The organism is Leadbetterella sp. DM7, from assembly GCF_040829825.2.
GTDB lineage: Bacteria > Bacteroidota > Bacteroidia > Cytophagales > Spirosomataceae > Leadbetterella.
Window position 1 is genome coordinate 19,698 of record NZ_JBFOLH020000001.1, and the last position, 13,516, is coordinate 33,213.

At 49.1% G+C, this 13,516-nt stretch carries 6 protein-coding genes; 2 read left to right on the plus strand and 4 right to left on the minus strand.

All coding sequences use genetic code 11. The features are described 5' to 3' along the window. Positions 1 to 6: 6 nt before the first annotated feature. The 4 genes from AB2U10_RS00115 to AB2U10_RS00130 form a co-directional block, all read right to left on the minus strand. A complete protein-coding gene (locus AB2U10_RS00115) occupies positions 7 to 1,968 on the minus strand; it encodes a fibronectin type III domain-containing protein (protein ID WP_367916540.1) in 1,962 nt (653 codons plus the stop codon). Then, positions 1,965 to 7,928, minus strand: coding sequence for a hypothetical protein (locus AB2U10_RS00120; protein WP_367916541.1), 5,964 nt, complete (start codon positions 7,926 to 7,928; stop codon positions 1,965 to 1,967). Before AB2U10_RS00120 ends, AB2U10_RS00115 begins: the two co-directional genes overlap by 4 nt. Positions 7,929 to 7,941: 13 nt before the next feature. Further along, positions 7,942 to 9,606, minus strand: coding sequence for a hypothetical protein (locus tag AB2U10_RS00125; RefSeq protein WP_493820020.1), 1,665 nt, complete (start codon positions 9,604 to 9,606; stop codon positions 7,942 to 7,944). A 133-nt stretch (positions 9,607 to 9,739) separates the two neighbouring features. Further along, entirely contained in the window at positions 9,740 to 10,372 is a 633-nt protein-coding gene (locus AB2U10_RS00130; protein WP_367916542.1) for a response regulator, read from the minus strand. A 614-nt stretch (positions 10,373 to 10,986) separates the two neighbouring features. Between AB2U10_RS00130 and AB2U10_RS00135 the strand changes: the two genes are divergently transcribed. After that, positions 10,987 to 11,994, plus strand: coding sequence for a hypothetical protein (locus tag AB2U10_RS00135; protein WP_367916543.1), 1,008 nt, complete (start codon positions 10,987 to 10,989; stop codon positions 11,992 to 11,994). 309 nt (positions 11,995 to 12,303) lie between these two features. Next, positions 12,304 to 13,389 carry a Fic family protein gene (locus tag AB2U10_RS00140; RefSeq protein WP_367916544.1) on the plus strand — a complete coding sequence of 362 codons (1,086 nt, stop codon included), beginning with the start codon at positions 12,304 to 12,306 and terminating at the stop codon, positions 13,387 to 13,389. Positions 13,390 to 13,516: the final 127 nt, after the last annotated feature.

Below are 13,516 nucleotides of genomic sequence, written 5' to 3' on the forward strand. Positions count from 1 at the left end.
AGGTCTTTAAAAGTTCACCACCAGGGGTTCAGCCCTGTTTTCCCTGCCTTTGAGATCTACGGTAGCCACCTGGTATGTGTAGCTTCTGCCTTTTTTCACCGCTATATCCCGGTACTGGGTCTTCTGGTTGTCGAGGGTAGAAACCAGGCTGATATTGCCGTTATCTTCTGCCCGGTAAATTTTAATGCTTTTGACCTGCCCCGCAGAGATGGCGGTCCACCGTAACGTAATCCCTTTGGCATCTGCCGCAAAGCCGGTTTCTTCCGGAACCAGCACAAACCTGCCTGACAGATCGAGGTTAACCGGGAGGCTCTGCGCCCCGGTATTTCCCATGCCGTCTACACCGGCAATCACGTAGCTGAACCGGGTTGCCCCGTTAAAGGCCGAGTCGAGGTACATATTCTGGCTGAAGTGAAGAGGCTCACGGGTGAGCTGGCGGTATTCTTTCTCGTCTTCCGATTTGCGGTATACCACGTATCCCAATACCCGCGGATACTCATCGTGCACGTTCTCCCAGGTAAGCCTTGCCGCAGTTCCCGTATACGAAAGATGGATATCGTAAGGCGGCTTCAGGTACGCCGGCGAGCGGCTCACGGCCGGCTGGTAAAAGAGGGTATCCGAAAAATCACTCTGGTTGTAGGTATCGCTTTCCGATTTTACAGCATAAAAATAATTAAATTCGGGGCTCAGCCGGGCCGAATCCAGGAAAGCACCTTTTCCTTCCCGGATCAGGATCATGGGAGAAACCTGCACAAACGTACCGTTAAGCCCTTCTTTCCTGAACACATAAAAGCCCCGTGTTATGCGGTCAGAAGCGGCCCAGCTTAGCTGCGGTCCCTGTGCGCTCTCCGTGAGCGTCACCTCTGCCGGAGGCGTAGGTATGCTGCTGCCTTCGTATACCGAATGGTAACGGACCGTGCGGGTGGAATGTCCGAAAATATCCTTTACTTCAAAATAGTAGAAATACAATTCATTGGCCTCACCCACATGATCCGTATAGCTCTTATCGGTACCGTTAAATACCCCTTCCACCCGGTAGCCGGTGTCGTACTCGCGGCTGCGGTACAGGGTAACACTCTGCACCCGGTCAGGCGCGCTTACACTCCAGGAGAGCTGCAAAGCACGGGCCTCCGGTGCGGAAACGATCTTTACATCAGACACCTCGGGCACCCATTGCCGGGGGATATTGTCTTCCTCAAAATAATATACGGCCGTGTCTTTGTTGCCGAAAATATCTTTCAGCTGTACCCGGTAATGGTAGGCACCCAACACCCGAAGGCTGGTGTCGGCTATCTGCATGACCTGCTTGTCGGTAACCGTAATCCGGGGATAGACCGGCTTGTACTGCCCGGCATCCTGGGTAATATTCTTGCGTTTTACGTCGGCGCTGATCACCTGTTTCCACTGCGCCGGGAAACGGAGATCCATATAAATGGACTGCTCATATTTGTCGGAAGCCAGCTGGGTCAGGGGTGGAAAATACGGTGGATGCGCATACAGGTATTCTTCCGAATCGAAACGGGAGGCCCCGGCCACTGCCCGGTACTGGTATTTCCGGCCGGCCTCCACTTCGCTGTCGAGCCAGGCTACATTAAAAATATAGGCCAGCTGCGGAACGGCATTGATCACGTCCAGCACCTGCCGGTTACCCGACCGGAAGTCCGTCCATATCTTTTCAAGAGAGGTGTCAGAGGGCTTTGCATCGTCGGCAAATACGCCTGCTGCCTCACGTATTTTTTCTCTTACGCGCTCTATGTCTTCGGGCGGGGTGACCCGGGCAATGGTTTTAAAGGCAGCCTCTCCTGCAGCTTTTCGCTGCAGCTCAAACGGCTTACCGACAAAATCCGGCTTTCCGAAAGAAATGAAGATTCCTTTCGGGGCAGCCCTGAGCACCAGGCCGGGAGATTGCTGTGCCCGCAGGGACAACGATACGAAGCTGATCAACAGAATTACTATCTTTTTCATCATTTTTGAGTGCTTAAGGTTTCCATAGGCATGCCGTTGCCGCAACTGTCAAAAGATAAGCTTATATCAGGCCGGGTACTGATCGTAAAACGGGCAGAGATGTTTTCATTAAAATTTATCAGCGTGTAACAATCCAATACCGGCGGACAAACTTCTATTTTCACACTGCCTCCTACGCTGCCGCATCCTTCCATCTTCAGGCTTTTGATACTTTTGGCAATGCTCTTGGCGCTGATACCCACTTCAGGACTTGCTTTTTGTTTTAATGACAGCTGAACGTTCAGCGCAAGGTGCCCGGCTACTCCCCCCACGGGCAATTCAGCCACGGCGTCAACTCCGGCTTCTCCGTAACCAAACATGCCGGTTTCCACATCAAAGCTGGTAGCCGACCGGAAGTTCAGGAACGTCCGGTATTCATAGGCCACCCGTACATACGCTTCTACGCCTACTTTTGCCACTTCGGCAAAATTCCGGATACGCCCTACGGTCTTATCTATAGAAAGGGTGTACGAAGAATACATGCCCTTGATCCCGCTGTTCAGCTCGGCCGGATACGATTTATTCACAGCCAGCTGGGTGAGGGTGCTCAGGTCTTCCGGGTAAATGGATTTGTTGTAATACCCCAGCAACAGGTTCACCGTGCCATTGATGGGCGTTGGGAGCCCGGCCAGTGTGAGCAGGCCGGTGGCAGAGGTACGCATGTACATACCGCCCGTTCCGATCACCACGGCGCCCCCTATCGAGGTGATGTCTACAATACCGCATTTAATGGGGGCATATTCCGGCAATACCAGGGTAAAGTCGCCCCTTACCTCCTGCCGGGCAAAATTGTAGAACAGGCTCATGTTGCCAAAGCCGGTGTCCATGCCTGTAACTCCCAGCTTCCCTTTTGAGGGGTCGGTCTCCAGCGCTCCCTTGACCACAAAGGTCAGGCTGCGGTCTGCCTCTTCCTTGCTCATATTCTGAAAACCACTTTCAGGAAGCACCGTGCTCAGCACCAGGTTCTGCCACGCTCCGCCGGCCACTTTCATGCTGCTGTTGTCCAGGCCGGGTTTGATCTCCAGGAATTTCCCTTCTAAGGGGATCTTCTGTTTTTCCAGCACTTCCACAGAAGTGCTGAACCCGTTGCCGGTTTTCCGGTGCGTCAGCAGGGCTTCTACCGAGAACCACTGGGAGCTGGGTGTATCGTATATTTTTAGCATCCCTTTTGACGTATAGAGGCCATCCGATATGCTCTGGCTCTTGGCCGCATCGTCGGCTTTAAAGGTCACCTGGCCTTTTCCTTCCACTTCAAAATACAGGGGCTTGATATCGGCTTTTATCTTCCCTGAAGCATTTTTTGCGTAGATAATCTGTCCTACTATGCCGTTTCCGCCCGAGCTCATATTGGGAATGTCCATAGACGCCTGCCCTACGAGGGTAAAGAAGTCTTTGCCCACGTCAATGGTGTTCAGTGAAAACTTCAGCACCTTAAACAAGGTCAGGCTTTTCGACGACGGGCCGTTGAGCTGCTGCTGGTTATCGGAAAACAGGTTCATGGAACCGAACTGCAGCTTGTCGCCGGCTGCCAGACCGTCGAGGTTCGAAACCTCAGCCGCTACCGTGCCCGACTTCCCGGCCAGAGTCAGCTTCCAGTGCGGCTTGTTGTCGTGATAACAGTTCGGATCGTAGGCAAACATGGTTTGCGTACCGGGCTTGATTTCCAGCGGTACAATACCGCCCAGGCTAAAGGCTCCGGCGTCTGAGCTGTTCAGATCCAGCTTGTCGGCAATAAGGCGGTCGGGTTTGATGATCAGGTGGCTCAGGCCAACCGCCACCACACCGGTATTTACCACGGCTTTGGCAATTGAAATTCCGCCGTTATTCAGATCGTATGTCCATACCTGACCCGTAGCCGGCTTTTGCCCGGTAACTTTCCATTTCTCCAGTGAGAAGCTGATGTCTTCTCCCCCGCTGAACGGCAATATTTTGTTGGGCAGCACCGTGATATACCCCGCTTTTACGGCCAGGTCTGAAGGCACCATGTCCGGGATGTTGGTATGCAGCACCGTATAGAAATTCACCGAATCACCCGAGATATAGGATTGCTCTTTCTCTGCCTCAGCCGGGAAATTATGCACTTTGTATTTCAGGTTAACCATTGACGAGTTGCTGCTGGAAGTACCCAGGTTCAGCCTTCTTTTCGGCAGGTTGGCAGCGCTGAAAATAAGTATATCTCCCGGGTTCATGTTCTCCCCGAGCTCTATTTTGCCGGAAAGCTGGTAAGTGCCTTCAAAAGAAGAAAGCTCAAGCCGTGCGGCTGCCCGTAGCTCGCCTTTCCCCTGGCTGTTCCGGGTCACCTGGATACGCGGGAAGTTCAGGCTGTAAACGTACTGCAGGGGGGTAGGCGCCACCACTCCCTGCAGGCCCTGCCCTATCTTCACCTTAAACGACTTCTGCTCCAGCGGGAACGCATCTTTCTCAGGCTGGTGGGTGTTCCCGTTTCCGGGGGCGGCCACAAACCGAACGTCTTTAAAATCGAGGCGGCCGTCTGTGGAAGAGAAGTTAGGATTACCGGGGATGTCGCGCAGGGAGCCTGACACCCGGTACGATCCGTCGGCCTGGGCCTGGGCTGTCTCAATATTCACAGGGAAACCCCACACATCGTTGATCTTAAAGCCCGATTGAAGGGTCAGCGTCAGCTCTACCTTTGACTGGAACTGCCCGTTCATCCAGAAAGCTTCTTTCTTTTCTCCTACGAAAGTCCCCTTATCCGACTCCTTGGCCACAAATACCTCCAGGTTATTTTCGGTGACCGGTATACCTTTCAAGGTGCATTGCCCGCTGGCATCTGTCGTGCACTCTGCATAATTCACTGTACTATTGCCCCAGCCGGTTTTCAGGGTCTTGATGTATACCCGGGCGCCGGAAGAAGGCCCTGTTTTCCCGTCTATGCTCTCTTTAACGGTGGCCAGAACGGTTCGGGCCGGGGTCAGATCTACTACCTTCTGTACGGGGGTGCGGGTAACCGGTATGGTCACTTTTTCTTCCCAATGCGAAAAGTTGTCATCAGCAGCCGGCTTCACGGCCACTACGAACTCCGTTCCGGGGCTTTCAAATTCCAGCAAAGCCTGCCCCTTGGCATTGGTAAGCGCTGTATATTCCTTAATGGTCACCGCGGCTCCTTCCAGCGGCATCACGTTGCTTCCCTGCCTGCCGTTTACCTGCACCCGGATCCGGTGCTTTTTCCGCAATACCGCTAACGTACCTGCCGGAATATTCGTGGTACCTTCCTCCTGGATATCGTACGTAAATTCTCCGTCAAAATACACATCCGAAGCCCGTGGATTCACTTTGATAGTACGGGCTTTTCCTACCTGTGCGGGGATATCCACCACACAGCCTTTCATGACCCCGCTTTCTATGGTCTTATAAAAAGCACCGTCACCCACCCGGATATCCGACACCACGCGGTGCCCGTCTTCATCCGACACACAGGCCGTTATACGCCCTGACGGGTTCATGACAATATCATTGGTCTGCAGCAGCTGGCCGGTCATCAGGGTGAAAGGCTTCAATACAATTACCATATTTCCGATGATCGTATTTCCGTCGGGGTACAACACCGGCTTGTAGCCCGGCTTTGAAAATTCGAGAAGGTAGTCGCCCGACTTCAGATCCTTGAACTCAAAATACCCGTCGTCTTTGGTCACCATAGCCGCCAGCGGTTTCCACTCGGTAGTTTTGACTTCCTCTTTAAACAGTCCGAACATGCCTGAGTCAACTACCTTGGTGGTGGTCACCTTGGTCTTGAGCAATACCTGTACAGAGGCCAGCCCCATGTTTTTCTCCACCACCTTGCCTTTTACCGCCGGATTTTTGGAGAGCATAACAGTTTCTACTTCTGAGCCCGTATACCGGTAAAGCGAGTTAAATTCAACAGCCGAATTCCATTCCGGGCTGTTCCCGGAGGGAATATCGATACCGCCCAGCTGCGGATAGCTAACGGCATCAACCACCTTTATGCCGTCAAATTTATTGTAAACCCCTACGTTTTTATCGCTGTACGAATGGGCTATGAAAGAGTCACTGGCCCGGGTGTTGATCCGTATTACCCGCTGAACTTTGAATTTACCCTGTTCCTGGCCGGCTCCGGTTCGGCCTACGGCCACCGTACGCCCCACTTTTGTGATAGGGTACATTTTGGAGTAATCGCCCATTTGCAGGGCCTGCACAGCCGACGGGGGCAAATTCTGCCCTTCTCCTTCCGGCAGGTCCACTTCCATCGGTTTCAGCCGGAAGAGCTCAATGTTTACATTCTCCAGCTTGCCCTCCTTGGAGCCCATCTGTCCTTCTTTTTCATTGTTACGGGCTATTATGGTCAGCTCCTGGCTTTTTACCAGGCTTACCAGCTCAGGCAGGACAATGTTGTCGCCGGGCCGGGCATTGACCATAATAAAAGGCGTGCAGTAATACGGGCTGTCTACGATCAGCACGCAGGTTTTTCTTACCGCACCTTCATACGAGCCCTTGAACTCTCCGCTTCCGAACGTACTTTTCATGCTTTTCATGCCCGAGGTATCCTTCATCGCAAAGGTCAGGTTAAACTCCCCGTTATCGTTGGTGAAACCGGTAGCCAGCACCTGGCTCACAGACGACAGGCTGGTAGCCTTATTGTTGATAAGCAATGTACCCTCAGCCGAGGTCAGGATGTTCCACTTGTGCCCTACCGGGATAGACGACAGGCTCACCCCGCTGCCCGTCATGAGCGCATCGTGATATGCGTATACCATCATGAGCATCACTTTTACCTTTCTGGCCGGCCGGGCGTCCGGTTTGGGACTCAGGTAGGCCGGGGCTTCGTAAAGATTTTCCAGCAGCCCTCCTCCCGGGCGGTGCTGCGATCTTGCAGAAAAGTTATCAGCGGTCAGTGTCTGGTAATGCTTCCCGATGACCGGTATCATCTTGTAGTCTTCCGGGTAGGAATAGATCAGCTTACCGCTGACTGAGGTCAGCAATTTGGTGATGTCCATTTCCGGGTCCAGCTTGGGCGTGGCTTTGATCGCCGGGGCATTTTTGCCGGGTTGAACATCGGTAAGGGCGGCCGTTCTCCGTTGCTTCCAGGTGAACGCCCGCACCTCACTTCTTCCGCCGTTCCGGAAGGCCGTTCCTTCGCTCCGTATGCTTTCATTCGGATCCAGCGCAGTCACGGCCCACGCATATTTCCGGCCGTCTGCCAGGGCCGGGTCTGCCGGGCCGTATACATATACGTTCCCCGTAACCACCTTTTCAAAAAACGGAGGTTGGGTGCCGGCCAGGAAGGCGTCGTTCGGGTTGCGTTTGGGATCCAGCAGTTCAATAAGCTTTATCCTGAACCGGGTACCCGGAGGTGCGCCGGCGGGCAGGCTCCAGCTGAAAATAATGTTTTGTGGCTGAACAGATGTCACCTCCTCGTTTTCAAAAGGTTTGATCAGCATGGGCGGCTCTATGCTGGTCAGCCGTATAGTGGTGCACCCCAGGGGTGATTCGGAAGACAAAGGCACCGTATGCCGTGTAAAATCATAAGCCCGTACACATACCTGGTACACGCCTTCGGGCAGGCCGTTCTTCCGTTCTATATCATGCATGGTAATGCCCCGGGTATTGAGCTGGTTAACATCAAATACCTCCTGGAGATCGCCCACGGTGAGGGTAAACGGGATATTCGGCCGGAGCGTTATGCCTCGTACCGGCCTGAAGTCAGGGCTGGTATAGACCATAATGCCGTTGTCGCCGCTGATGGTGGCCCGCAGGTAAACGGTCACCTCACGGGTCTGGGTATTCCGTAAGGTGATCAGCACCTTGCCCGGGTTATTGGCGTAATCGCTCAGCCGGGTGGAATACGGCGGTACCATGTTAATGCTGACATTGACCGGGAAGAGGGTCTGGGCCTGCGAAACAGCAACCCCCAGCATAAAAACCAAAAAGATAAAAGCTTTTTTCATAGCCTGTAAAAATTTAAAAGCTCAACGTATAACCTGCCTCTGCCGTAAATTCTGAAAATGTGTTCCCCATACCTTCTGCATAAGCCTGCTTCAGCGAGTTGATTCTCAGGCTTAAACGCTGTTTGGCTACCAGCTGCCAGGTAGCGGTACCGCCCAGGCTCAGGATATTGCTTTTGCCCTGGGGCAGGGTGCTGATGATATACGAGTTCTGGGTACCTACCTGCAATTTGCTCTTCAGAAATGCCTTGGAGGCCCCCAGTGAAAAACCGGTGTTGCTGATATCTCCGTCTGCTATTTTATTGACCGTGTAGTTCAGCCCCGACAGCAGAGTCAGCCCCGGCTGGTTCAGGGTAATGCTGTAATTCAGCAGCGCTACGGTAGAATTGATGTTGTTCATGATCTTGGTTTCCTCGTTGACATCCTTAAGGTTACTGTTATTGTACGAAAGGAGGAACATCTGTGTGCTTTCTGTGCGGGCCAGCACCAGGCGCGGGCTTACAGACAGGTTGGCGGTGGTTTGGGTAAGCAGGTACTTATTCTGCACCAGGGCCACCACAGGCTCCGAATTGGAGGAGAAGTTAGTATAGGCAATATCCAGCCCCAGTTTTTCGTTAATATCCCAGGAGAGGTTCGACAGGCCTATCACCCGTCGGGTTGTGGCCTGTTTTTGTTTTTTGGTGTTGTCGTCCTGCACGCCGATGCTGGCCATGAGCCGGAGCTTCCCGTTCAGTATATTCAGTGTGGGCGATACCGTCAGGTTTTTGATGTCATTCTGGAAATAGTAGGCTCCCATAGAGCGGAATTCCGGGTCCACATACCGGTAAGCCGCTTTCAGGCTGAAATTCTTTTCCTTATATCCCAGTCCGCCGCTGTAGGCAATGTAATATTCCGAAGTACCGTTGACCGGGATCAGCTTTTTGATCACGCCCGGCACCCCGGCTGAATCGGTATAGAGGGCTACGGTTGAGTTCCGGTCGCCGGTATAAACGCTGATCCCTCCGTCGCCAAAAACAAAGAACTTCCCGGCAAAAGTCAGCTTGAGATCTCCTCCCAGCACCACATTGGCAGCGGGCCGCAGGAGGCTGGTTTCCAGGTCACCCTTGAAATTCTTTTCGCCGTCTTTGGCACTGAGAAAGCTGAGATCGAAGTGATTATTTTCTGTGCCCACTCCTACTTTGGCGGCATAGCCGTTCCGTGAAAAGCTATACGGCTCTACCGCACCCGTAGTGGTATCGATGGTGGTGGCCCGGTTGAGCCGCCCGGCCATAAAGCCCAGCCTCAGCTTCCCCGGATTGAGCTCAAAACCTGCCCCCAGCATAGTGTGCCCGGCCAGGGTATACGGTGAGAAGGTGAGGTTCCGGTAGCCGGCATGAACCGTAGCCCATTTATAGGTAGGGCTCATGCCAAACTGGTTAAAAGGCTGGCGGAAGGAACGATCCTGCTCACTATACATAAAATACAGGGGAACAGAAATGCCGTATATTGAAAATACGGGGCTACCGCTGATCATGTACATAAACGGGCTTCTCCGGGCGGCAATGCCCGCTGCCGTGTACCCAATACCCCGAATATCCAGTGAACCGCTCATGCTAAAGGGTTTCTGGCTGCCGATGGCCGCCAGGTCCTGCGCATATGCTCCCAGCGGAGCAAGCAATAAGAGAAGTATCCGTTTTAGCATCGCTTTTGGAATTACTTCCACAAAGCTAGATTTCCTCTGTATGTGCGTCAATTACGGAAATCCGTGATAGGAACTAAAGTTGCTCCTTTGTTTTTTGTGAATTTACAAAACACACCCTTACAAACCCCGGAAATCACACCAACTTATCTCTATAGGCCTTCGTAATGGCCTCACCCTTGGAATTTACCCTCAGCTTCTGGTAAATATGAAGAATGTGCTTTTCCACCGTATTAATACTGAGGTCAAAGTGTGCGGCAATCAACTTATAGCTATCCCCCTCCACCAGCCGGCGAAGCACCCCCACCTCGCGTTCGGTAAGCCCGTAGGGATTCTGTTTGGGTTCATGAAAGGAGCTGAGCACCTTCAGGGCAATAGACGGGCTCATGGCTCCCCCGCCTTTGGCCACCTCCAGGATGCTCTCAATAATCTTTTCACCGGACGTGCTCTTCAGAAGATAACCCACGGCCCCGGCTTTAATGGCCTCAAAAATCTTTTCCGTGTCCTCAAATACCGTAAACATCAGCACTTTGGGCATATAAGTGGCCCGCTCCGAAATCTCCCGTAAAGCTTCTATGCCCGACATCTGCGGCATCTCGATATCCATCAGGATCACGTCGGGAAGCTCCTTCCCCACCTCTTCTGCTATGTGAACGGGGTGAAGATGTGTGCCGGTCAGCACCAGCTCATCACTGGACTCAATGATCCAGCCTAATGTTTCGCTCAGCTGGACATTATCTTCATAAACAGACACTCGGGTTCGCGCCATGGCATAGATTTTTGACCGCACAAATATAGGTGGAATAACCGCTTACCTCAATGACGGATTTATGTGAGAGGAAATTTGGTTAACTTTACAACAACCAAACCTTAAGCCAATGCCCGTAAATCTGGATGCCTTGTTGCGTTACCACACCATTAATAATTGCCTGCAAAGACGGGAGAAGAAAAGGACGAAGAGGCCAGGGGCATCCATTACCTTCAATCGTTGCTCCATCAAACTGAAACAAATCCACATCCACGATTTGGCATTTCAACAATTCGTACTGGAGCAATGCGGGTTAAAAATCAATAACACCCGGGTGATGCTGGCCAATAGGCATTAACGTGGCTACGGAGGCGCTGGATCAGATTTTTGTCATAATCCAATTCTATTCAAATCACTTTCTCCCTTAGTACGTACCAAGCAAAATCTGGAACCGTTTCGGGTCAGAAATGGGTTTCGTATTTTACATATCCATAGAGCTGCGTGTTTTGTATGTATCGAAGGTAATAAAATGTAATTTCCTGAAAATTAAAAATTAACCACTATCGGAATTTTGCGCGGTTTCGTATATTTGTGTGTTAGCTGCAAGGTAACGACAACTCAACAAAATTAAATGAATGAACAAGATTGACTCGACAATAAAAAAACTTAAATCAAGTCCTTTATTTTACCTTTTCTTGTCATCAAGAGAGCTTTTTCATTCTAACTTTTGGTTTTGGTTATCAACTTTGAATAAAACTGAAACAGCAAAACTTTTTAGCGACAAATCAGTAACTAGCGACATTACTTTCAAAAGAGAACACAATCAAACCAGTGGGGAATTCAAAGCTACTGTTGACTTATATGTGTCAGACAAAATTGCAATTGAAAACAAGGTCAAAGACTTCCCAACGGAAGGACAACTTGAACGAATTAAAAACTCATTTGGTAAATCTGATATAGAGTTTGTGCTTACAACTTTATTTTGGACAGATGAGCTGTCTTTCAACGGTTGGACAGTCAAAACCTATAAAAACATTTCTGATGCAATTGAGCCCGTAAAATTCACGAATGACACATACTACCAAAGCTTAATTTCTGATTACAAACAGTTCTCACTTAATTTATCGGAATTGGCCGAACAACTGGAAATAATGAATGAATACGATTTTGCTATTTCATTGAACAAAGTTTTATACGGCAAACTGAACGAGATAAAACTTTGGGAAGGTTATCAAAAATTAAGAGCAAGCCATTTACTAATCCATTTTAATAACTCAAACAAACATAACGTAACTACAGCTTACGGCATCAATAATCAAAAAGCAACTATTGACTTTGTACTTGACTTGAATGACGGTTACAAAATAGGGATTCAGATTGAGGATATTCAATACAGAAAATTCGTAATCGGAAGAAAAGCAGGAAAATTTGCAGAAAATTTAATAAGCAGCAATCTATTTCTAAATAATGCATTTTGGGGTAGAGGAAAAAAGAGTTACTTAAATTATGGCGACACCTTTAAATACCAATATGAAAAAATTGAAAAAATAACATTTACGGACTTGTTTGAAAAAATAAACAACGACTTCCAAAACATTCATAACGAAATTGACAACATTAAAGGACAAATACCCAGCAGCTAACAGCGGTTTGGCGAAGGGTGGGGTTTCGTGCCCCGCAGACACATTTGTGCAAGCCGAAAGTTTTATACTCCGAACAAACTTTAGTGCTAAAAATCCCGCCCGAACGCCAAGCCCCGAACCGTTAGCAACAAGGTTGACGGAACGGTAATTCTAAAATCAACATTCCCGAATTAACAAGTCGTCCGTTAGACTTTGTTGCTGCCCAAAACGAACGAGAGTAATTTTTACCTCTAGTTACACAACGAGAGTAATTTTTTTATATTTTTACCCTCGTATCGAAAACGAGAGTAAAACTTACACTTGAACGAAATGAGCAAATTTGATAAAAATATACCATACAACGACCTGCCTTTATTGCCGCCAAACGCAGATGTAGAAACAAAAGAGATATTGCGTAAAACGATTTCGGCAGGTAGAGCATTGGCTCAACTGAACGGGACTTTGAAGAATTTACCCAATCCAACTTTGTTTTTAGACACGATTTATCTTCAAGAAGCAAAGGCAAGTTCAGAAGTAGAAAATATCATCACAACCAATGATGAACTTTACAAATCGTTGGTTGCAGACAAAAAAGTTGAAAATTCAGCCACCAAAGAAGTATTGAGCTATAAAGAAGCTCTTTGGTTGGGTTTGGAACAGTTAAAGAAAAAACCGTTTATCACAACCAACCTTTGCATAAGCATTGTTCAATGTATCAAACAAAACACCGCTTCTATTCGGGTTACACCCGGAACAACTTTGAGCAACACAAAAGGCGAAGTAATTTATACGCCACCAAGTGGCGAAGCCGTTATTCGTGAAAAATTGGCAAATTTGGAAAAGTTCATCAATGAAGATGATACTATTGACCCATTGATAAAGATGGCGTTAATGCACTACCAATTTGAGGCAATCCACCCATTTGCAGACGGTAACGGAAGAACAGGACGGATTTTATTATTGCTATACCTCAAACTTTCGGGTTTACTCGATACACCAGCCATTTATTTGAGTGAATACATCATTAAAAACAAAGTGGATTATTACAAAAATTTGCGTAGTGTAACCGAAAAAAACGATTGGGAAAACTACATTTTGTATATGTTAGATATGATTGAGGAAACTTCTGCAAGAGGTTTAGAACGGTTGAATAAATTCACAAAAGTCATAGACAAAACCGCAGAAGAAATAAAAACAAAATTGCCAAAAATATATTCCAAAGATTTGGTTGAAATTTTGTTTCGGTTGCCTTACACCAAACGCCAACACTTAATTGATGAAAATTTCGGAAACCCCAAAACAGTCGGAAATTATTTGATAGCATTAGAAGAAAACAGCTTTTTGAAATCAGTAAAAGTCGGTAAAGAAAAATTGTATTTGAATGAACGATTGTTGGAAATTTTAGAGGGAAAGTAAAACAATGAATACGAAATTATGGCTTGATAATCCAGCCCAGCATTTCGCTCAGTTGCACGTTATCTTCATACACAGATACCCGGATTCGGCTCATATACACAGACTTTTGAGCGTACAAATATGGAGG

Excerpts from the sequence above, each read along its gene's own strand:
- AB2U10_RS00130 (WP_367916542.1), bottom strand. The coding sequence starts at position 10,372 with ATGGCGCGAACCCGAGTGTCTGTTTATGAAGATAATGTCCAGCTGAGC.
- AB2U10_RS00135 (WP_367916543.1), top strand. The coding sequence starts at position 10,987 with ATGAACAAGATTGACTCGACAATAAAAAAACTTAAATCAAGTCCTTTA.
- AB2U10_RS00120 (WP_367916541.1), bottom strand. The coding sequence starts at position 7,928 with ATGAAAAAAGCTTTTATCTTTTTGGTTTTTATGCTGGGGGTTGCTGTT.
- AB2U10_RS00115 (WP_367916540.1), bottom strand. The coding sequence starts at position 1,968 with ATGATGAAAAAGATAGTAATTCTGTTGATCAGCTTCGTATCGTTGTCC.
- AB2U10_RS00140 (WP_367916544.1), top strand. The coding sequence starts at position 12,304 with ATGAGCAAATTTGATAAAAATATACCATACAACGACCTGCCTTTATTG.
- AB2U10_RS00125 (WP_493820020.1), bottom strand. The coding sequence starts at position 9,606 with ATGCTAAAACGGATACTTCTCTTATTGCTTGCTCCGCTGGGAGCATAT.